This window comes from Chryseobacterium sp. Marseille-Q3244, from assembly GCF_940807095.1.
Taxonomy (GTDB): Bacteria; Bacteroidota; Bacteroidia; order Flavobacteriales; family Weeksellaceae; genus Chryseobacterium.
In genome coordinates this window covers 332,119-354,656 of record NZ_CALNWX010000003.1, presented here as the reverse complement: position 1 = coordinate 354,656, position 22,538 = coordinate 332,119, and the positions used below count along the sequence as shown (strand labels likewise).

The window sequence follows — 22,538 nt, the reverse complement described above, 5'->3', positions numbered from 1 at the left end:
TAAATTGTACGCAAAGTTTTTATTTTAATATCCCCTACTGTTTAGACTGAGCTAAGAAGAAATCGTCGACTCTATTCTTTGCTTCCAAAAGTATCATGAAGAAGATAAAACCTTTGCATGACAAATTGAAGGCATTATACCATTAAGAAAGAAGAATTAAGAAGGCTTATCCTTTTAATTATTCTAAACCCTTTAAACAATCTTAATGGTTCTTTTGTATCCAATCCAGAATATTCGGATAAATAATACTGTCTCTTTTTCTTTTGCTGAAAAATCTGGGAGCATGCCCAGTTTTCTCCATAAAGACAAATTTGTGAGGAACATCCATACGGGTCAATGCCGAATCCAGCGCAATTCCCTGGTGTTGATTCACCAAAAAATCATGATTTCCCTGAAATAAAAGGGTAGGAACATGGGTAATATTAGCAATAGGACTGGCTTCTTTAAAGGCTTCTGAGAAATTTTTACGATCAAACTTGGTTCCCACTACTTTTTGAAGAGTAGGTGAAGTATATTTTGAATAAAAAGAATTCAGATACTCCGGGCTATAAAAATCTGTAGGACCGCTTAAAGAAATGATCTTTTTAATTTGGTCCGGATGCTGGTAGCCATACAATAAGGCGAGGTGTCCACCGGCACTTTCACCAAGAATAATATAATTGTTGGGTTGAAGCTCTGCTTTTTCAGCTAAAGAATTAAATTTCTCAATCACCGAACCAATATCTTCAAGCTGTTGTTTATAAGTGATTTTTTTCCTTTGGGAAACCAGGCGATAATTCATATTGATGCTTGGAATTTTATGCTGGAAAAGCATTTTCTGAATCTGGATCATGTGCTCCTTTTTTCCCAATGTCCAGGCTCCACCATGTACAATAAGAACAACCGGAGAATCTACAGCGTAATCTTTGGGTAGAAAAACATCCATTTTCTGTCTTTTGTGCTCTCCGTATTTTAAGTTGTAGATTTTCTGCTGACCATCAGGGCCAACCCAAACTCTGAATTTTGTATTACAGGATTGCAAAAGGAAACTGATGCATCCCATAACGAAAAAATGATACCTGAGAATGAGCTTTTTCATAGAGTAAATGTACAGAAAAAGAAACAGCAGAAATAACGAAAAGATATGATTTTTATGATGTTTTTATTTGTTTTTCAGGATGTTGTACGGTATTTTTTATTAAAGAATATTTTTTAGTATCATTCTTTATGCAAAGCATTCGCGTAATTATACAAAGATCGGTTATATCGGGGTAAATGTTGAGAAATTGCTTTTAAGGTGAGTGATAATGCCTCCTTATATTGTCCTGCTGAAGAAAGGGAAAGAGCTAGGAAAGAGTCGACAGCATCATTAAGCTCATCAGAATAATTTGCTTTTTCTTCTCTCAAAATATGAATGCTTTCTTCTATTTTTCCATTATTCCTTAGGGTACTTGCCAGTTGAATCCTTGCTCTTCTTCTCCGTAAACCTGATAATCCCAGATCTAATGCCCTCCTATATAAGGGCTCTGCCTCCTTTTCATATCCAGTTGAATCAAAAGCACATGCCATTTCAAAATCTGCAATAGCTTGCGAATCTACAAGTAGGAGTATATGATCTTTAAGTTGTTGAATAAATTCTTCGTTATTTATTGTTCCAAGCTTCTGCCATATAGCTTGTAATTGAAATTCCCAGTTTTCATTCATTGCATAGAATTTAAACAAAGATATAAAATATTGAAAGGGAAGTGCTGCTTTATGATTCTCATCATTCTTAAAATTATTGTCATATTATGAATCAGAAAATCGAATTAAATATTTATTTTTGCTGAACTTAACAAAGATTAAAAAAACATTAAAATATGGCATCAGGCTTTTTTGCAATTTTAGACGATATTGCAGCATTGATGGATGATGTAGCTGTTACCAGTAAGATAGCTACACAGAAAACAGCAGGAATTTTGGGAGATGACCTGGCTGTAAATGCAGAAAAAGCCACAGGCTTTCTTTCTTCCAGGGAACTTCCTGTATTGTGGGCTATTACTAAGGGTTCCTTTATCAATAAATTGATTATTCTTCCCGTAGCGTTTCTGCTCAACTGGCTTTACAAACCTGCTATTGAAATAATCCTTATTTTGGGAGGTCTATACCTTGCTTTTGAAGGAGTAGAAAAAATTATTGAGTTTCTATTTCACCGTTCTAAAAAAGGTCATGAAGTAGTAAAGGAGAGTAAAGAAGAAGAAAACTCAGAAGCTTCTGAAAAGGCAAAAATTAATTCCGCAATCAGAACAGACTTTATCCTTTCTATTGAGATTGTCATCATTGCTTTGGGAACGGTAATCCAACAAGAGCATCCACTTCTTACGCAAATTCTTACCGTAACTTTTGTTTCATTCATTGCAACGGTAGGGGTTTACGGAATCGTTGCTCTTATTGTGAGAATGGATGATGCAGGTTTTAAATTAATCAAAAAAAGTCACGATAAAGGATTCTTTTCCAAACTTGGACATTTTTTGGTAAAAGCGTTACCGGTAATCATTAAAATCTTAGGAGTGGTCGGAACAATTGCCCTGATTTTAGTCTCAGGAGGTATTTTTGCTCACAACATTCACTACCTGCATGAATTATTACCAACGTGGCCCGCTATGTTAAAAGAATTTACTTTCGGAATCGTAGGTGGACTCGCTGCAGTTCTTGTTTTTACAATAGGGAAAGCGATCTATTCACTGGCTACGAAAAAATAAAAAGATACTTTTAGATAATAAAGAAATCCTGTACTATTTTCAGTATAGGATTTTTTTTGATTAATAATTTTACTTCATATTGGCTTTGATGAGCTCAATCGCTGTGATAATTTTTGATCCAAACATATCCTTTGCCCAGGTTTCAGAAGCTTTTAGTCGTTCTAAAATTAAGAAAAGAGCCAGCCCTTCCTCCTGTGACCACCATTTTTTATTCCGTCTGACTCCATCCAGCGCAATATTTTTATCCATCTTAGCACCTTTAGGATGGATCAGCCATAAGTACATGGAATATTGTCCCATCCCTTCCATGGTAAGGAAAATATCATCTATTTCTTTTAGTCCTTGATATTGATCTTTAAAATACTTTGTCTGTCTGTCATTAATTAAAGCCAATCCTTTTATAAGTTGCTCTGTATTCAGTTCCTTATCCCTAATACTGTTATAAAGAGTATTTATTTCTGACTGGTATAGATCAAGATAATCTTTATTTTCACTAAAAATAGCTTGAACCATGTCATCATTGAAAGGGACTCCAAAATTATTTTGTTTTTCAAGTTGGGTAATAATCTTTCCAAAGTTTTGCATTTGTTGAGTATGGGAAAACTCATGAATGAAAACTCCTGTGATTAAATTATCCAGCCCCAGTTCCTTGCTTTCGACTCCTGCTTTTTTCCAGAAACTAGGTAAAGGCATTACAAAAAATGATTTTTGACCCAAAGGGGCTTCTGATGCAAATGATATAACTCCTACAGGAATAGTCTTTTTATTAGGTAGGGTAAGGGAATTATGATGAGGCTTTTTTTTCCAGTTTAATTTCAGATTTAGGAGATTATAACCTTTTATTGACTCACCTTTAGGAATGGTTACCGAAGAGGTTGAGTATACATAGGTTTCATCAAAAAATACAAACTGTACAGGATGAATTTTGTCAATTTTATAAATGTCTTTATACAATAATGACCATGCAGAAAACCACTGATTTACGGCAGTATTAAACTCTCTGTTATTATTTTGTTGTCCAAATGCTTTTAATGAGATTGTAAAAAGCAATAAAAAAAGTACTATTCTTTTCATTTCCGGACTTTTTTAATAAAGAGCTAATATACAAATAGATGAAATAAAAAAGAGACCCTAAGGCCTCTTTTATATTAATTGAATAAATCTTTTACTTTATCAAAAAAAGTTTTTTCCTTTCCGGATGGTTCTGCAACCATTTCTCCGCTGGACATTTGCTTTTCAAAGAAGTCTTTCTGCTCCTTAGTAAGCTTTTGAGGTGTCCATACATTGATATGAATGAACATGTCTCCTTTACCATAGCTGTCAATGCTTGGAAGACCTTTTCCTGCTAATCTTAAAATTTTTCCGGATTGAGTTCCTGGATCAACGGTAATTTTCACTTTTCCGCCTACTGTAGGAATTTCTTTTTTCGTTCCTAAAGCAGCTTCAGCAAATGAAACATACAATTCCTGGTGAAGGTTATCACCTTCTCTCTTGATGGTTTGATCTACTTCCTCTTCAATGATGACTAATAAATCACCCGGAACTCCACCAAATGGAGCGTCATTCCCTTTTCCTCTTACATTAAGCTGGATGCCGTCTCTTGCTCCTGCTGGAATATTAATAGTAATTTCCTCCTCATCTTTGATAAGACCTTGAGCATTAGCTCCGGCAGGAATTTTATCAGCAACCTTTCCGATTCCCTGACAAGTACTACAAGTAGTCTGAGTCTGCATTTGACCAAACATCGTGTTCATCACTTTAAGCTGAACACCGGAACCGTTACAGGTAGGACACGTTTTTGAAGTAGCACCTTCTGCCACCTTCATTTTTTTTACTTTAATGGTTTTGTGAGTTCCATTTACCATTTCTTCAAGGTTCAGCTTGATTCTGATTCTTAAATTAGAACCTTTCACCTGCTGACGGCCACCGCCGCCACCGCCAAATCCTCCGAAACCACCACCGAAAATATCTCCAAACTGGCTGAAAATATCTTCCATGTTCATTCCGCCTCCGAAGCCTCCGCCTCCGAAACCACCATTTCCACTCATTCCGGCGTGACCGAATTGGTCATATCTGGCACGTTTCTGATCGTCGCTTAATACTTCATAAGCCTCAGCAGCTTCTTTAAATTTTTCCTCAGCCTCCTTATCCCCTGGATTTTTATCCGGGTGGAATTTAATGGCCATTTTACGGTATGCTTTTTTTATTTCGTCGGCAGATGCAGATTTGCTGATCTCAAGAACCTCGTAATAATCTCTTTTTGACATGACAATTTAATAATTGATTGTTGATAAATGATAAAAGATATTGTAAAGCTAATAAGTGAAACATTCATCAATTATCACTCATCATTTATCATTTATGAATTCTAGTTTCCTGTTACTACTTTTGCAAAACGGATTACCTTATCATTCAAAGTATATCCTGTTTCAATAACATCTACGATTTTCCCTTTCAGCTCTTCTGATGGAGCAGGAATTTGAGTAATAGCTTCATGGAAATCTACATTGAAGCTGTCACCAGCCTTCACATCCATAGCTTTTAGTCCTTTTTCTGTAAGTTTATTTTTGAACTTCTGATAGATAAGCTCCACCCCTTGAAGGTCAGATGGATTTCCATTTTTAGCGATTTCTTTTAATGCTCTTTCAAAATCATCCAAAACGCCCAACATAGAAACCATCATATCCTGATTGGCATATTGGAAGAATTCTATTTTTTCCTTAGAAGTTCTTTTTTTATAGTTTTCGAATTCAGCATATAATCTGATGTAACGGTCTTTTTCTTCTGCCAAAAGTTCCTCAGCAGAAGGAGTTGCTGTCACATTGTCCTGAGACGTTGCCTCATTCTGAATGTTGTTATCTTCCTGATTATTGATGCTTTCTTCGTTGATATCCTGATTTTCCATAATTCAATATTTATTTACTGAATTGTTTGACAAAGACTCTGCCAAAGGAAAAAAACAGGACATTAAGGCAGAAAAACAACGGGAATAAATGGGCTATTTTGACAAGAGATGATTAGACATGAGGTAGAAAGATAATAGATGAATAAATAAAAGATAAAAGACTGGGAAAGAAGGAAATGAGTTCTAATTTTAAATTTAAGTAGATTGAATAACCCACACTTAAACACTAAACCTTAAACTTTGAATCATCATACCCTAAATCTCAAATCATAAAATCCGATATCAATTATTGCTCTCCTGTAAACGTCTGATACAACAGGTATAGGTTTAAAACAATGATAATTGCCGAGATTACCCATACACAAACTTTTAAGAACGGTTTATTCACAAATTCACCCATTTTAGCTTTGTCATTGGTGAACATGACTAACGGAACTACGGCAAAACTTAACTGCATTGATAAAATAACCTGGCTTAAAACCAATAATTCTGTTGTTCCCTGTTCTCCATAAAGAATAGCAACAATTAATGCAGGAATAACTGCAATAAGTCTTGTGATCAATCTTCGTAGCCATGGTTTTAATTTAATATTTAAAAAACCTTCCATGACGATCTGACCCGCTAAAGTTCCTGTAAGGGTAGAATTTTGCCCGGAAGCCAATAACGCAATTGCAAATGCAATACTGGCCATTGAAGCTCCTAAAATTGGAGTTAGCATTTGGTAGGCATCATGGATGTCAGCAACATGTTGATTTCCTGTAGTATGGAAAGTTGCAGCTGCGAGGATCAAAATGGCAGCATTGATAAAAAATGCCAACATCAAAGATACTGTGCTGTCTAAAGTGGCAAATTTAATAGCTTCTTTCTTACCCTCCGTATCACGGGTGTAATCCCTTGTTTGTACAATACTGCTATGAAGGTACAAATTATGCGGCATCACAGTAGCTCCTAAAATACCAATTGCAATGTAAAGCATCGCAGGATTTTGAATGATCTCTTTTTGTGGTACTAATCCACCCAGAATTTCATTAAAAGCAGGCTTGGAAATAACAATTTCATAGGCAAAACAGGCTAGAATTACAAAAATAAGTCCACCTACAATACTTTCGATCCATCTGAAACCCTTTGCCTGAAGGAGAAGAATAACAAGTACATCTACCGTCGTAATTACAATTCCCCAGGTCAACGGAATATGGAATAACAGATTTAGGGCTATCGCTGAACCAATGACCTCGGCGAGATCACAGGCGGCAATAGCTATTTCACAGAAAACCCAGAGAATAAAATTGGTAGTAGGATTGAAATGATCCCTACAGGCCTGTGCTAAATCCCTTTCTGCCACTACACCAAGCTTAACAGATAAGTGCTGTAAAACCACTGCAAAAATATTGGAAATAAGAATGACCGAAAGTAGGGTATATCCAAACTGAGCCCCTCCGGCAATATCTGTAGCCCAGTTTCCCGGATCCATATATCCTACGGCTATCATAAGTCCGGGCCCTGCAAACGCAAGGTATTTTCTCCAGAAGCTGGCTTTTTTAGGAACTTTAATAGAAGAATAAACTTCTGATAAAGAGTGTGATGTTTTATCTTTTCGCCAGGCGCTTTTTAAATTGAAATTCATAAATGTTAGAAATGACTAACAAATTTAATTAAATAAATGTAAACACAAAAATAAGGACATAAAAAAATCCCGGAAAGTGATTCCCGGGATTTAATTTTTATTGATTCTAAAGATTATTTAGAAAATCTTACAGACATTTTTCTGTCAGCAGCTCTTTCAGCATCAGAAGCTTTTGCATCTACTTTAGCAAATTTACTTCCGTACCCTTCCGCTCCAAGCACCTGAGCACCAACACCTGCTTTTGCTAAAGCAGCTTTGATATGATCAGCTCTTGCCTGAGATAGTTTTACGTTAGAAGCTTCGTTCCCTGTTTTATCAGTGTATCCACCAATTTTAATTTTTGCATCAGGGAAAGCCTTAAGAATAGCTACTAAGTTATCCAACTGTCCTTGTGATCCAGTTTCTAATTCAGTAGAGCTACCCATTTTGAAGTTTACATGGTCGAAATCGTACCATTTATCTTTCAATGCTGCATCATCAGCTGCATTTTTGTATCCGTCAGATTTCAGGAATGCAATCATCTGATCTTCCATACCTCCTTTGTATCCTTTCAGCATTACTCCGTTAAGGTCGATGTTTTCATCGGTTTTAGTTGCAGGAGTAGCTGTGGTAGCTGGTGTGGATGTCGTTGCAGAAACTGTATCTGTGTGTGTTCCTGTGGAGTCTGAGGTTGAAGTCATTGTAGTTGTCGTTTGCTTCTTCTCACACTGTTTCCAAAGGAAATATCCAGCTGCGATTAATAATAAAAGCGGAAGCAACCATTTCCAGATTGAGCCTCCGCCTTGATTATTATTGTTATTATTTTCAAATTGTTCTCTTATTTCTCTTGCTCCTTCACTCACGTTTTCTCTTGCTGTAGCAACACCTTCAGCGATGTTATCCTTAGCAGTAGATGTTACTGAAGAAACGGTTTCTTTAGCCTGACCGAACCAATTTTCAGCTCCTAATCCAAAAGAAGCTAAAGAAAGACCTGCCGGCAGTAAAGAAGAAATAATGCCTTTCTGATCATTCAGTAAGCTGGAAATACCCGAAGCCCCCAAGTTATTGTCGGCTGCATATTTTCCTACTGTGCCTACTGTAGCCCCGGTAACCAGGTTTAACAAAGAACCTGCAGAATTGTTGCTGATTCCTGAAAAACTGGCAATGGAATTCACTAATCCGCCTACTTTATCTCCAAATAGAGAAGATAATAAGTTGGTAATGATAGGATTACTAGACGATCCGCCTATTAGATTTCCTAAGATTCCACTTGAAGAAGCTTTTGTGATAGCATCCACAACGCCAGGGTTGTCTGCGTTATTGGCTAATCCACCTACTACAGCAGGCAATAAGCCACCAATTGCTTTAGAAATACCGGATTCGCTTTCTCCAAACTGTGATGCAGCCTGTGAAACCAAAGCGGGACCTAATTGTCCTTTAATTAAATCAATGACATTTAAAGACATAATAATAAATTTTTTTGATTAATGTTGAGATAAATTTAAACAAAAATCCGTCCAAATGTCACTTTTTTTTGAATATTTCTTTGAAAATTAATGATTTTTTTTAAAATTGTTAAAATTATTAATACGCTTTTGCGAATAATACACGTCTCGTAGAAGGTTTCCCAGAAATCAACGAAATACCTTCTTCGATATCATCATCTAAAGGAATACATCTGATTGTCGCCTTCGTTTCGTTCTTGATTTGTTCTTCCTCTTCAGCTGTACCATCCCAATGTGCGTAGATAAAACCTCCTTTTTCTTCAAGAACTTTTTTGAATTCTTCGTAAGTATCCACTTTGGTAATGTTATCTTTTCTAAAATTGGCTGCCTTGTTATAAATATCCTGTTGAATGGTTTTCAGTAAATCTTCAATATAAGAGTCTAAACCTTCGATGGAACGAACTTCTTTAGTAAGATTGTCTCTTCTTGCAATTTCCACAGAATTATTTTCAAGGTCTCTTGGTCCCATTGCAATTCTTACCGGAACACCTTTCAATTCATATTCAGCAAATTTCCATCCCGGTTTGTTCTGAGTATCATTGTCAAACTTCACAGAAATGCCTTTAGCTTTTAATTTAGCCTGAATTTCCAGAGCAACTTCGCTGATTTGAGCCAATTGTTCTTCCCCTTTGAAGATAGGAACAATTACGACCTGAATTGGAGCCAATGTTGGAGGCAGTACCAATCCGAAATCATCAGAGTGCGTCATAATTAAAGCTCCCATCAAACGCGTAGAAGTTCCCCATGATGTAGCCCATGCATGCTCGATTTTTCCTTCTTTATTAGTGAATTTTACGTCAAATGCTTTTGCGAAATTCTGACCTAAGAAGTGAGAGGTTCCTGCCTGAAGAGCCTTTCCGTCCTGCATTAATGCTTCGATACAATATGTTTCATCTGCCCCTGCAAATCTTTCAGAAGGAGTTTTTAATCCTTGAATAACTGGTATTGCCATAAAGTTTTCTGCAAAATCTGCATATACTTTGTTCATTTTTTCAGCTTCTTCAATCGCTTCATCTTTTGTAGCATGAGCAGTATGTCCTTCCTGCCATAAGAATTCTGCTGTTCTAAGGAACAGACGGGTTCTCATTTCCCAACGGACAACGTTTGCCCACTGATTGATAAGAATAGGTAGATCTCTGTAAGACTGGATCCAGTTTTTATAAGTATTCCAGATAATTGCTTCAGATGTAGGACGAACAATAAGTTCCTCTTCCAGTTTTGCATCCGGATCTACAATCAGTTTAGAAGGATTATCAGGATCCGTTTTTAATCTATAGTGAGTAACTACCGCACATTCCTTTGCAAAACCTTCTGCATTTTTTTCCTCAGCCTCAAATAAGCTCTTGGGTACAAAAAGCGGGAAGTATGCGTTAACGTGACCTGTTTCTTTGAATTTTTTATCCATTTCATCACGCATTTTTTCCCAGATTGCATAGCCATACGGTTTGATTACCATACATCCACGCACTCCTGAGTTTTCAGCTAAATCAGCTTTTACAACCAGCTCATTATACCATTTGCTGTAATCTTCGCTTCTTGAGGTTAATTTTGCCATTATCTTTTAAAATTTTTTTAACTTTTGCACATTATTGTTATCTAAAAATAAAAATCTATTTTTGATAGATTTTTTAATCAGTATTGGTACATTTTTGGTACAGATTGCAAATATAATTTAAATTAAAAATTTTTACGTTATCATGAAAAGAAATATACATAAAAATTTGCTTGGTCTGCTAAAATCTAAAGGGATATTAGCAATTTCAGGCGGATTATTGCTTATGTCTTGTGGTGCTCAGATGGGAGGGTATAGCGAGACAGATGGGGTATATTATGACCCCAATAAGGATACGCTGCCAGAAGGAGTTATCATTAATGGTGGCGGAAATAGAGTAGGAGATTATTACGACTACTATCAGGATTCTAATGTGATTCAGAATGCACAGACGAATTCCAGAGAACAGCAAAATAGATATAATGAATGGAGTGATGTGAATGCCAACTGGGGAACTGCAACCAACTCTGATTGGGGAATGTATGCAGGCTCACAAACCAATTACTATGACAACTCCTGGGGATGGGGATCTCCTTGGGGCTGGTATGGAGGATATAGTCCTTATTGGGGCTGGAACCGTGGCTGGGGCTGGGGTGCTGGTCTTTCATGGGGTTGGGGCGGATCATTCGGCTGGGGCTGGGGAGGCTCTTTCGGATGGGGAAGCCCATGGGGTTACGGATATTCTCCTTATTGGGGAGGATTCTATGATCCGTTCTGGGGCGGTTATTATGGTAACCCATACTGGGGCTACGGAGGTGGCTACTGGGGTGGTTATAACAGACCTTATAGAAGAAGTGGTACTGACAGCGGCTTCCGCAATTCAGGTATAAATAATGCTGTATATAGAACAAATACAGCAAATACAGGATTTAGAAGTACCGGTTTCAGAAATACCAATGACGGTGGTTTCAGAAACTCTAATTCTAATGGTGGTTTCAGAGATGGAAATACAGGTGGATTCAGAAATGGTAATTCAGGAGGATTTAGAAATGGAAACTCCGGTGGTTTCAGATCTGGTGATGCAGGTGGATTCCGTAATTCTAATCCTCAAACAAGACCGAATTACCAACAATCACAACCAAGATATAATAATGGTGGTTTCAGATCTAATGATTCAGGAGGTTTTAGATCCGGCGGTGGATTTAATTCAGGCGGCGGTGGCGGCTTCAGATCTGGTGGTTCATCAGGTGGAGGCGGTGGCTTCAGATCCGGCGGATTTAGGTAATTTAAAAATTAATAAAAACTATTAAGAAAATAATGTTAAAAAAATCTTTAGTATTAATGAGTATTTCTGCTGCTTTTTTTGCGCAGGCTCAGGATATATCAGTGATTAGAAACTCTGCTGAGATTTATTCAAATTCTCCTAATGTTGGTTCTTCTAAGTTTAATGCAATGGCAGGAGCAAATGGAGCATTAGGAGGTGATGCAAGTTCATTATTAACAAACCCTGCAGGTTTAGGAGTTGCTATTTCAGGAGATGCTTCAGGGACGCTATCAATTAACAGTAATAAAAATACCAGTTCATTAGCAGGATCTTCAGTAAATTATACTTCTAATAAAACAGATATTGGAAATGCAGGTGGAGTAATAGCTATCCCATTGATGTCAAAGACCGGATGGAAATTTATCAATATTGGGGTTAACTATTCTAATCAATCTATTGAAAACTATGTAGAATCTCCGGGAAATCAAAATGTAATAATTTCTAAATCACTTAAGGATTCCAATGGGAATAATGTGAATGGAAAAATGTCTTATCTAGGACATAATTACGATAGATTGGGGAATCAGTCTAAAATGAATATTGGTGTTGGTGCAAACTATGAAAATCGTTTATATATAGGTGCGGGATTAAATTTCCACTATGCCAGCATTGACCAAAGTGAACATGCTTTATTCGGATTGGATTTAGATAATTCTGTAGATAGCTATAAAAAACAGTTTACTCCTTATTCTGAACGTTCAAATGGATTTTCAGCAAGTATTGGGGTTATTGGGAAGATCAGTAATCAATTAAGATTAGGAGCCTCTATAGAAACTCCTACCTGGTGGAATATTGACAGAGCATACAGTGAGTATTATGTAAATAAGGACGATAATAATAATATTTATTATAATAATTATGGTGAGGACAGATCGTTCAGATCACCTATGAAAGCTACAGTGAGTGCTGCTTTTGTTCCTAATAAAAACTTTGCATTGAATGTGGATTATACTTTAGGACTTACTAAGCCTAAATATACAGTAAGAGGTGGTGCTGAAGCAGACTTGAATTCATTTTTCAATGACCTTTACAAAAATGTATCGGAAGTAAAAGTTGGAGCAGAATATAGAATTCAAAATTTCAGACTAAGAGGAGGTTATGCTTATGCTTCAAGTCCTTTTGATGCCTTTTCAATTAATGCATATAACAATGCGGGGGCAATTGGAAATACCAATTACAGTGATATGATCCTAGGTTCAAGAAATACAATAGGAGCTGGTATTGGATATGATTTTGGACAGTTTTATGTAGATGCAGCATATCAGAATATTACTTCTAATTATAAAAATGTATTTTTATATGGAGATGCAGATGCGGGGACAGGATATTATTCCGGTAATTTTGATGTGGCATCCCCTGCCTCAGTAGTATCAGACGTTAAAAATAACAGAAATAACTTCTTTGTTACTGTCGGTTGGAAATTCTAATTTCCAGTTGAGATAATGAAATAAAAATAAAAGCTCTGAATTTCAAAATTCAGAGCTTTTTTTATGTCTAAAAATAAGTTTTAATGATGATGGAAAATATGTATAAACAGAGCTAGAGAAACTCCTAATACCACCAGTCCTATTTTAATCCAATCAATATTGTGATTTTTATTGCTTTCAAAAATAATTACCGATGAAATGTGAAGGAATATTCCGCCCACAATCGCTAAGAAATAAGGTTGAAGATCCGGATTGAAATAATTTCCCAATAACATTCCCATAGGGGATGCCAATGCAAAAAGAGCTACAATCAATAGAGATGGATAAGAAGATGAACTCTTTGATTCTCCTTTTCTGTTGAATAAGAATGCACCCAGAATAAATGAAATAGGAAGATTATGGAAGACGATTCCCAAAAGATAAGGAGATAATTCATGCTCTTCATTGGCCAATGGAATTCCTTCAATAAATGCATGAATGAAAAGCCCTACCATTAAAGCCATGGGTAGAATATTGTGCTCACTATGATGATGGAAATGCCCATGCTCAAACCCTTTGGTAAGTGCTTCCAGGATCATTTGCAGAAGAACTCCTGCAATAACGAATATTCCCAGACTGCTGCCTGCTGAAGAGGTATAAACTTCAGGGAAAACTTCGTTCAGGCAGATCGTAATCAGGAAACCTGCACTTAATATCAATAGATTTTTAGCCAGCTTTTCCTTTTTACCAAAGTGTTTTCCCAGCACAACTCCGGCTATTACACTTACAATCAGTAAAAGTACTGTTACCATTATTTTTTCTTAAATAAATTGATGCAACGTGGGGAACTTTCTTTATTAAACTCATTGAGCTGATAATCTCCCCATATTTTTATTCTTTCAAAACCACATTCTGAAGCATAAGCATGAATGGCATCCAATGTGTGAAGCTTTACTTTTTCAAAGAAATGAAAAGACTGACCTTCTGTTTCAAAACGAATATCTTTAATCACATGTCTGCCTTCGATTTTTTTCAAAATCTTAAAATCAATATCACCACGGGTAATTACTGTTTCGGGAACTATTGAGTTTCTGACATATTCTTCATTCAAATAATCTAAAACAAAATATCCTCCCGGTTTCAGTACATTGTACACCGACTGAAATACTTTTTTGTCATCATTTTCATTGTCAAAATACCCGAAACTTGTAAACAGGTTGAAAACAGCATCCATAGGATCTGCATCAATTGGGTTTCGCATATCATGAACCTGAAAAATCAGGGTTTGATTTTCATATTGTTTATCAGATTCAATACTTTGTCTTGAAAGATCCAGACCTAATACATCATACCCCAATTTGTTGAGGAAAACAGAGTGTCTTCCTTTTCCACAGGCAAGATCAATGATCTTGGATTGAGGCGGAAGCTGTAGATCCGCAGTAAGTTTTGTAATGAAGTTTTCAGCTTCAGTATAGTCTCTATTGCTATACAACAAATGATAATAAGGGGTATCAAACCAAGATTCAAACCATTCCATAATGCAAAAATAACTAAATTTGTGGTCTTAAAAGCAAAGTATTTTACAACATGGAAAGATTGAAAAATTCAATTGAACAATAAGTTGGATGGTTAATCTTTTAATTATTAATGCTTTAAAACTTTTAATTCAAAATTATGGATATAGAAAATCTACCAATACAGATCAAAACATTCTTCGGACTTGAGCAGATTCTGGCGGAAGAAATCAAAAAACTAGGGGGAAGAAAGGTTGAAATTAAAAACAGAGCGGTTAATTGTGAAGGAGATCTTGGTTTTCTTTATAAGATCAATTATTCTGCAAGAACAGCGTTGAAGATTTTAGTGCCGATTCACGAGTTCAAAGCTTTTAACCAGCATCAGTTTTATGACCGGTTATTCAAATTTGATTGGGCTGAATTCATGGATGTCGATCAGTCTTTTTCGATTGATGCTACCGTAAATTCTGAAACCTTCAAACATTCTCAGTTTGTAACCTTAAAAATGAAGGATGCTATTGTAGATTATTTTCAGGATAAATTTAAAAGACGTCCGAATGTAGAAACCCGAAATCCGGATATTAAATTCCATCTTCATATTGACAGAGAACTGGTAATGATTTCTATGGATTCTTCCGGTGATGCTTTATTTAAAAGAGGATACCGAAGAGAGCAAGGGGAAGCACCAATTAATGAAGTTCTTGCAAGCGGAATGCTTCAGTTGGCAGGCTGGGATGGAAAAGGGAATTTCCTTGATCCGATGTGCGGTTCCGGAACATTACTGATTGAAGCAGCAATGATTGCTATGGACCTTCCGGCTCAAATTTTTAGAAAAAGATTCGGATTCCAGAATTGGAAAAACTATGATGCTGATCTATTTTCAAAGATTAAAGAATTCAGAATCAATAGAGTGAGACAGTTTGATGGAAAGATTGTAGGCTATGATATTGATGCAAGAATGCTGAATGCTGCCAGAATGAATGTGGAAGCCGCAGAAATGGAAGATGTGATTGAGATCAAAAAGCAGAATTTCTTTGATTCCAAAAAAGAACTTTTCCCATTATTGATGGTATTTAATCCGCCTTATGATGAGAGGATTTCGATCAATGATGATGATTTCTATAAAAAGATAGGAGATACGTTTAAAACGAATTATCCGAACACACTTGCATGGTTGATTTCATCTGACCTTGAGGCTGTGAAGAAAATCGGATTACGTCCTTCAAGAAAGATTAAGCTGTTCAACGGAAAGTTGGAAACAAGATTCCTACAGTACGAGATGTATGAAGGAACAAAGAAAGTACATAAATTGGAAAATAAATAAAGATTTAGATATGTCCTGGAATTTGTTAGAGATATTTGATGTTGTTTTGGATGTATTTGGTCTGTTTAGTTCCAGATCAAAATCATCACGTTCAAAACCTAAAAGACAGGCTTTAAATCATAATGTAATATCTCAAAAGAAAGAGCTAAAAGATCCTGATATTTCACAGAAAAAATAACTGCAACAGGTTTAAGTTTAATTAACGGCTGTAACTATAACAGAAACCATTCTGGAAGTATGATTTAATATTTTTATTATTTACAATTGATTGAAAGTAAATTTACTTGAATAAGCTGTTAAACTGTTTGTAGGTTGTTCTGCGAATAACTAATTTTGAAAAATTTTCAATTTGAAGCCTAGTATTTCTATTATTGTTGCCATTTACAACCGAAAGGATGAACTTTTCGAGTTGCTGACTTCTTTGACTCAACAGACTGACAGAGCGTTTGAAATTATTATTGTTGATGATGGCTCAATCATTGATCTGAAACCTACCATCAGGAATTTCGAAGAGATACTGGATATTAAATATTTCAGGAAAGATAATTCTGGACCAGGGCTTACAAGAAATTATGGAGCACAAAGAGCAGCTAATGAATGGCTGGTATTTGTAGATAGTGATGTGATTGTAGAAAAAGATTATATCGAACATATAAAAAATGATATCCTAACGATTCCTTGTGACGCATTCGGAGGAGCAGATAAGGCTCACAAAGGCTTTAATCTGATGCAGAAAGCGATTTCATATTCCATGACTTCTGTTTTTACTACCGGAGGAATCAGAGGAAGTAAGAAGGCGGTTTCAAAGTTTCAGCCCAGAAGTTTTAATATGGGAGTGAAAAAGTCAGTTTTTGAAAAAGTAGGCGGTTTTTCTGAGATGAGAATAGGAGAGGATCCGGACTTGTCGATGACGCTATGGGAAAACGGATTTACAACTGCTTTTTTTGATGATATTGCAGTGTATCATAAACGTAGGGTAGACTTTGGAAAATTTTCCAAACAGGTATATCAGTTTGGCTGTGCAAGGCCAATTCTTAATCAGAGGCATCCGAACTATGTGAAAATATCCTTTGCATTTCCTACCTTGTTTATGTTAGGCTACGTTATGGGATTTATTGAATATTTTATGCTTGGAAAAGGATTTATTCTTTCTTTCTATGGATTGTATACGTTTTTGGTGTTTTTCCATGCTTTATTATTGACTAAAAATATCAGCATTGCCGGAATGGCGGTGATCTCCACCTATATTCAGATGTTTTCCTATGGATATGGATTCCTGAAATCCTGGGTTCTGCTGAATGTTTTCAGAATGAAACCTGAGGATGCATTTCCAAATCATTACTATAAGAAATAGTATTTGCCTCCCACAGATACACGGATTTCACAGACGTGGATTTTACAATAAAAAATAAAGAAGGCTGTTTCAATGGAGACAGCCTTCTTTTGTACAATAAAATTTAGGATATAGAGATGTTTTCATGGGTAAGAACTCCTACTTTCAGCATACATTCTTTCATTTTATGATAAGTTCTTTTGATGTCGTGGTCCAAACCGATCGAGAATCTGATTAATCCATCAGAAATACCGATTGATGCACGTTCTTCTTCCGGAATTTCGGAAGAAGTTGATTTTCCTGAGCAAGAGAACAGGGTTTTATAGAAACCTAAGCTTACCGCCAGATACCCAAGGTTTTCTGTCTGCATCATTTCCATCAGTTCATTGGCTTTTTCTGTAGTTCCTGCATCTAGGGTTAATAATCCTCCGAATCCGTACTCATCATCAATCATGCTTTTCATGAGTTCATGGTTCTTATGAGATGGTAAGCCTGGATAAGAAACTTTTAAGCCATCCTGTTCAAATCTTTCTGCAAGATACATGGCATTATGGCTGTGTTGTTTTATTCTGATATGAAGGGTTCTCAGGTTTTTCAGGATGCTTGATGCTCTTAAACTGTCCATTGTTGGTCCCAAGAGCATACATGCTCCGGAGTTTACATTTTTAGTATCATCAATAAACGCCTGCGAGCTGCAATATACACCCCCCACAGTGTCACTGCTTCCGTTGATGAATTTCGTTAAGCTATGAATGACAACATCTGCTCCAAATAATTGAGGGGAAATAGAAAGCGGTGAAAATGTATTGTCTACAATCAGTTTTAGATTATGTTTTTTACAGATTTCAGAAAGTTTTCTAAGGTCTGCCACTTCAAGTAAGGGATTACTCACGCTTTCGCAGTAAATCACCTTTGTATTGGGAGTAATAGCGTTTTCAATAGCATCAAAATTATTAATATCTACAAAGGTAGTCGCTACATTAAATTGAGGTAAAAAGTTTTTAAGGAAAGCATAGGTTCCCCCATAGATGGTTCTGCTTGAAATGATATGGTCACCACTTTTACATACCTGCATCAAAACCGAAGTAATAGCTCCCATTCCGGATGCTGTAACGTTGGCAGATTCTGTATTTTCCATTTTTGCTAAAGCCTGAGCCAGATAAAGATTCATGGGTGATGAATGTCTGGAGTACAGGTAGCATCCTTCTGCGTTTCCTTCAAAAGTGTCAAACATAGTCTTTGCAGAAAGGAAAGTATAGGTAGAGCTATCAGAAATAGAAGGGTTTACTCCTCCGAATTCGCCGAAATACTGAAGATCCTGGATCTCGTTGGCTGCGTTAAAATTTTCCATAAGCATTGTTTTTATTTTACGAGCCTAATTTGCATCATTTTCCTAATTATTACAATATAAATTTGAATTTATAGAATATAAAACTGTGAAATGTTGTTTATTTAGAAAATATAATTGCTATCTTCGGAAATATTAAATTTTTACCAAAAATTTATCTATGGAACTTGATGATACTGATAAAAAACTGTTGCTGTTTTTGCAGGAAGACTGTAAACAAACTACCAAACAGCTAGCCGGTAAGCTTGGACTATCGGTAACAGCTGTTTATGAGCGAATAAAAAAGCTGGAAAATGCTGGTGTTATTTCAAAGTATGTAGCCTTATTGAATAAAAGCAAGGTGCAGCGTAATTTTATTATTTTGTGTCATATAAAACTAACGCAGCATAAGAAAGAGTTTGTTTTGCAGTTTGAAAAAGAAGTGATGAACCTCCAGGAAGTCACAGAATGTTTTCATGTAAGTGGAGATTACGATTATATTCTTAAAATAGGAGTAAAGGATATTGAAGACTACCGGAATTTTATGCTGACGAAGCTTACGACACTTCAACACATCGCAAGCACGCACAGCTCATTTATGATTTCCGAAGTAAAAAATACAACTGCAATTGTTTTGTAAGTGATTATAGTGATAAAATTTCCTATGAAAAGTCACTATTATTATTCATTACCAATTGCTTATTATTTATCTTAAACTAAGACTCCGTTTTTAGAGGAAATCGGATCAGGTAAATCTGTTTCGCCCAACATTTGTAAAAGATCAATTTCAATGGTTCGGCAGATGGAAAGCATCGGAACATCAAACATAAGTCCTGCAAAGGGATTTTCCGAATAATCTCCTACGAGTTCCATGATAATGTAGATCCACCCAATAATAATACAGAAGGGAATAGAGGTCCAGATTCCCCAATCTCCTAATTTTGCAAATTCGTTCACCAGTCCAAGAGGAAGGAGTGTAATAAACAGAATATTAAATACGAAAGCAGTGCTGGCAAACTGTCTTGGAGAAGGAAATTTTTTAATTCTCTCTGCCTGTCCCTGAAAACCATAAAACTCATTCAGGCTGTTTTGTAGCTGTGTCTGATTGAAATCTGTGATGGCATTCATATTTTTCAACTCATTGATATCTTTAGCCTGTTGTGAGATGAGATAAGTCGCAAAGTTTTTATAGGTGCTTTTCAGATCATATTCTTCTTCTGAAAGATACTTATGTAAGAAAATAGGAGCTCTTCCATAATCTGGAAAGCCTGCTTTAATCAATCTGTTTCTTCTGAGATTGATATTTCCGAATTTATTATTTTCACTACTGATGTGTTCCCATTCTGTAGGAACTAAAAGTTGTTCGCGGAAAGTATATAGCCATGCAATATGACGGTTGATGATTTTTTTCTTACGATCTTCAAGATCAAAAACACCTATTTCTTCATTTTTGGTATCGAAGGCCTGTACCATTGATGCAAATGAACGACTGGAGTTCACGATTCCGCCCCATATTTTTCGGGCTTCCCAAAGTCTGTCATAGGCCTGGTTATTTTTAAAACCTACTAAGAAGGCTTCCGCGGTACCAATCAATGCTACAGGAACCCATGGAATGGTCATCCAGTGCCAGTTAAAAAAATAAAAAAGTACAGCGATCAGGGTACACCAGATAGAAATTAAGATAAGATGTAAACCGGATAGATTGAGAACCTGTTTATAATTGACATATTTGGTTGTAATCATAAAAATGAATGTGTTTTGCGTGTACAGACAAAATAAGTACCAAACTTTTTAAGAGTTTATCGAGAAATGTCTGTTATAAATTTAATTTCAGTTTTTGTTCAGGTTTAATGTTCTAGGATTGAGTTTGATAAATCCTAAATAAAAGTAATGAAAAAAATGCATAAAAAAACCTCTAAATAATTTTAGAGGTCTTATATTTTATATTGAATTAATATTGTAACATTTCTTCGATCTTTTTGGAGAGTTTTTCAGCATTTGGAAGCATTTCTTTTTCCAATACAAGATTGATAGGAACGGCAGGTACATCTAAAGATCCCATCGTTTCAACAGGAGCGTCAAGATATTTAAAGCAATTCTTAGAAATTCTGTGTGCGAATGCTTCTGCAAAAGAGTTGTTTAATTGCTCTTCTGTCAATACAATACATTTTCCGTGAGCTTTTGCTCTTTCAAAAACCAATTCTTCATCCAATGGAATGATCGTTCTTAAATCAATTACTTCAATCCTTCCGTTAAAGTTCTTAGCTGCTTCTTTCGCCCAGTAAACTCCCATTCCGTAAGTTACAACTAATAAGGTTCTGCCTTTTTCAGTTTCATCTTTATCAGCTTCTATGATGATTTTTCCTTTTCCAAAAGGTAAAACGTAATCTTCAGCCGGTTCAATGGTTTTAGCATCCTCTGTTCCAGGAACTTTACTCCAGTATAATCCTTTGTGCTCTAGCATAACCACCGGGTTCGGATCGTAGTAAGCTGCTTTTAATAATCCTTTGAAATCTGCAGCATTACTTGGGTAGGCTATTTTGATTCCCTTAATATTGGCCAGAATGCTTTCAACACTTCCACTATGGTAAGGTCCACCGCCTCCATAAGCTCCGATAGGAACACGGATAATGTTGCTTACTGGGAATTTTCCTCCACTTAAGTAGCTTGATTTTGATATTTCTGTGATTAATTGGTTGATTCCAGGGTAGATGTAATCTGCAAACTGAACTTCAACGATTGGTTTTAGACCTACGGCACTCATCCCGGTTGTAGACCCGATAATGTAAGCTTCCTGAATTGCCGTATTGAAAACTCTTTTGCTTCCGAATTTTTTTCCAAGAGTCACTGTCTCACGGAAAACACCACCAATTCTTTCTCCTACATCTTGCCCATAAAGAAGAGCTTCAGGATGCTTCCACATTAGTTCCTGTATGGCATGAATGGCAGCATCTACCATCACGATCTTTTCTCCGTTAGCAGGTTCACGAGTTCCTGTTTCCTCTGTAATTGGAGTAGGAGCAAATACATGCTGCATTACGGTTTCAGGTGTTGGATCTTCAGCATTTTTAGCTTTTTCAAAAGCTTCTTCAGCCTCAAGACGTGCCTTTTTTGTGATTTGTTTTAAAAGATCTTCGTCTGCACCTGTTTCCAGTAGGTGTTTTCTAAGGATTTCTCCCGGATCTTTAGCTCTATGTTTTGTTAAGTCTTCTTCGTCTCTATAAAATTCTCTTCTTACTCCTGAAGTGTGGTGTCCGATTAATACTGTTTTTGCACAGACAACCAAAGGTTTTCTCTCTGTTCTTACAAAGTCTACTGCCTTTTTCATGGCTTCGAAACTTTCCACGAAATCAGTTCCATCAACTCTCATTCTGCTTAATCCGGTAAATCCTGCTACAAAGTCATAAGCATCACAAGTTCTTGCTTCCTCTTTGGTTACAGAGATTCCCCATTCATTATCCTGAACAAGGAAGATGATAGGAAGTTGATGTAGTGCTGCAAATTGTAATGCTTCACTTACTTCACCTTCAGTTACAGAGTTGTCACCAAGACTGCAGACCACTACAGGATTATTTTCAAACTGTTGAAGATCGAAATCCTGGATGTATTTTATTCCTTGCGCAACACCTGTTGTAGGAATAGTCTGCATTCCGGTTGCAGAACTCTGGTGAATAATCTTTGGTTTATTTTCATCCCTGCTTGAAGGGTGGGAGTAATAGGATCTACCTCCTGAAAAAGGATCATCAGCTTTAGCAAGTAGTTGAAGCATCAATTGGTAAGGTTCAAACCCAATTCCTAAAAGAATGCTTTCATCTCTGTAATAAGGGGAAACCCAGTCTTCCTTTTTTAATTGGTAGGCCGTTGCTAATTGGATGGCTTCGTGGCCTCTTGAAGTACTGTGAACATATTTACAGATGTTTCTGTTTTCCTCATAAATGTCGGCCATTGCTTTAGCAAGCATCATATGATTGTACGCTTTAAGTAAAATATCCTGAGAAACTTTTTCGTGAAGTGCATTTTCCATAGGAAGCAAATATATATAAAAAAAACAAAATACTAACAAGTGTTAGTATTTTGCAAGAAAA

19 protein-coding genes are annotated in these 22,538 nt (G+C 36.2%); 6 read left to right on the top strand and 13 right to left on the bottom strand.

What is annotated here, in order from left to right; all coding sequences use genetic code 11:
* Nucleotides 1-202: 202 nt before the first annotated feature.
* Entirely contained in the window at nt 203-1,078 is an 876-nt protein-coding gene (locus NBX25_RS07370; protein ID WP_250253305.1) for an alpha/beta hydrolase, read from the bottom strand.
* A 119-nt stretch (nt 1,079-1,197) separates the two neighbouring features.
* Nucleotides 1,198-1,683, bottom strand: a complete 486-nt coding sequence (locus NBX25_RS07365; RefSeq protein WP_250253304.1) for a tetratricopeptide repeat protein — start codon at nt 1,681-1,683, stop codon at nt 1,198-1,200.
* Between the two features lie 155 nt (nt 1,684-1,838).
* Between NBX25_RS07365 and NBX25_RS07360 the strand changes: the two genes are divergently transcribed.
* A complete protein-coding gene (locus NBX25_RS07360) occupies nt 1,839-2,720 on the top strand; it encodes a DUF808 family protein (protein WP_123908452.1) in 882 nt (293 codons plus the stop codon).
* Nucleotides 2,721-2,789: 69 nt separating this feature from the next.
* Here NBX25_RS07360 and NBX25_RS07355 read toward each other — a convergent pair whose 3' ends face one another.
* The 6 genes from NBX25_RS07355 to proS all read right to left on the bottom strand — a co-directional run bounded on the left by NBX25_RS07355 (nt 2,790) and on the right by proS (nt 10,288).
* Complete coding sequence (locus NBX25_RS07355) at nt 2,790-3,794, bottom strand: hypothetical protein (RefSeq protein ID WP_250253303.1); 1,005 nt, start codon at nt 3,792-3,794, stop codon at nt 2,790-2,792.
* A 74-nt stretch (nt 3,795-3,868) separates the two neighbouring features.
* On the bottom strand, nt 3,869-4,987 hold the full coding sequence (gene dnaJ, locus NBX25_RS07350; RefSeq protein ID WP_123859840.1) for a molecular chaperone DnaJ: 1,119 nt from the start codon (nt 4,985-4,987) through the stop codon (nt 3,869-3,871).
* A gap of 101 nt (nt 4,988-5,088) precedes the next feature.
* Nucleotides 5,089-5,625, bottom strand: a complete 537-nt coding sequence (locus NBX25_RS07345; RefSeq protein ID WP_502799742.1) for a nucleotide exchange factor GrpE — start codon at nt 5,623-5,625, stop codon at nt 5,089-5,091.
* Between the two features lie 286 nt (nt 5,626-5,911).
* Complete coding sequence (locus NBX25_RS07340) at nt 5,912-7,249, bottom strand: Nramp family divalent metal transporter (protein ID WP_250253302.1); 1,338 nt, start codon at nt 7,247-7,249, stop codon at nt 5,912-5,914.
* Between the two features lie 113 nt (nt 7,250-7,362).
* Entirely contained in the window at nt 7,363-8,694 is a 1,332-nt protein-coding gene (locus NBX25_RS07335) for an OmpA family protein (protein WP_123908449.1), read from the bottom strand.
* A 118-nt stretch (nt 8,695-8,812) separates the two neighbouring features.
* Complete coding sequence (gene proS / locus NBX25_RS07330; RefSeq protein ID WP_123908448.1) at nt 8,813-10,288, bottom strand: proline--tRNA ligase; 1,476 nt, start codon at nt 10,286-10,288, stop codon at nt 8,813-8,815.
* A 142-nt stretch (nt 10,289-10,430) separates the two neighbouring features.
* Here proS and NBX25_RS07325 point away from each other — a divergent pair, with 142 nt between their 5' ends.
* Nucleotides 10,431-11,510: a prolyl-tRNA synthetase gene (locus NBX25_RS07325; RefSeq protein WP_250253301.1), complete on the top strand. Its 1,080-nt coding sequence runs from the start codon at nt 10,431-10,433 to the stop codon at nt 11,508-11,510.
* 32 nt (nt 11,511-11,542) lie between these two features.
* Nucleotides 11,543-12,976 carry an OmpP1/FadL family transporter gene (locus NBX25_RS07320; protein WP_185145588.1) on the top strand — a complete coding sequence of 478 codons (1,434 nt, stop codon included), beginning with the start codon at nt 11,543-11,545 and terminating at the stop codon, nt 12,974-12,976.
* Nucleotides 12,977-13,056: 80 nt separating this feature from the next.
* Here the strand turns inward: NBX25_RS07320 and NBX25_RS07315 are convergent, their stop codons facing one another.
* Both NBX25_RS07315 and NBX25_RS07310 read right to left on the bottom strand, forming a co-directional pair.
* Nucleotides 13,057-13,767, bottom strand: coding sequence for a ZIP family metal transporter (locus NBX25_RS07315; protein WP_123908446.1), 711 nt, complete (start codon nt 13,765-13,767; stop codon nt 13,057-13,059).
* Complete coding sequence (locus NBX25_RS07310; RefSeq protein WP_123908445.1) at nt 13,767-14,492, bottom strand: class I SAM-dependent DNA methyltransferase; 726 nt, start codon at nt 14,490-14,492, stop codon at nt 13,767-13,769. Before NBX25_RS07310 ends, NBX25_RS07315 begins: the two co-directional genes overlap by 1 nt.
* A 137-nt stretch (nt 14,493-14,629) precedes the next feature.
* Between NBX25_RS07310 and NBX25_RS07305 the strand changes: the two genes are divergently transcribed.
* Both NBX25_RS07305 and NBX25_RS07300 read left to right on the top strand, forming a co-directional pair.
* Entirely contained in the window at nt 14,630-15,793 is a 1,164-nt protein-coding gene (locus NBX25_RS07305; RefSeq protein ID WP_123908444.1) for a THUMP domain-containing class I SAM-dependent RNA methyltransferase, read from the top strand.
* A 349-nt stretch (nt 15,794-16,142) separates the two neighbouring features.
* Nucleotides 16,143-17,147, top strand: coding sequence for a glycosyltransferase family 2 protein (locus NBX25_RS07300; protein WP_250253300.1), 1,005 nt, complete (start codon nt 16,143-16,145; stop codon nt 17,145-17,147).
* A 103-nt stretch (nt 17,148-17,250) separates the two neighbouring features.
* Here the strand turns inward: NBX25_RS07300 and NBX25_RS07295 are convergent, their stop codons facing one another.
* Entirely contained in the window at nt 17,251-18,477 is a 1,227-nt protein-coding gene (locus NBX25_RS07295; protein ID WP_123908441.1) for an aminotransferase class I/II-fold pyridoxal phosphate-dependent enzyme, read from the bottom strand.
* A gap of 157 nt (nt 18,478-18,634) precedes the next feature.
* Here NBX25_RS07295 and NBX25_RS07290 point away from each other — a divergent pair, with 157 nt between their 5' ends.
* Nucleotides 18,635-19,093, top strand: coding sequence for an Lrp/AsnC family transcriptional regulator (locus NBX25_RS07290; protein ID WP_123908440.1), 459 nt, complete (start codon nt 18,635-18,637; stop codon nt 19,091-19,093).
* 71 nt (nt 19,094-19,164) lie between these two features.
* Here NBX25_RS07290 and NBX25_RS07285 read toward each other — a convergent pair whose 3' ends face one another.
* Nucleotides 19,165-20,196 carry a bestrophin family protein gene (locus NBX25_RS07285; protein ID WP_250253299.1) on the bottom strand — a complete coding sequence of 344 codons (1,032 nt, stop codon included), beginning with the start codon at nt 20,194-20,196 and terminating at the stop codon, nt 19,165-19,167.
* A 208-nt stretch (nt 20,197-20,404) separates the two neighbouring features.
* The gene (locus tag NBX25_RS07280; protein WP_250253298.1) at nt 20,405-22,477 is read right to left on the bottom strand and encodes an alpha-ketoacid dehydrogenase subunit alpha/beta; all 2,073 of its coding nucleotides are present in this window, start codon (nt 22,475-22,477) and stop codon (nt 20,405-20,407) included.
* Nucleotides 22,478-22,538: the final 61 nt, after the last annotated feature.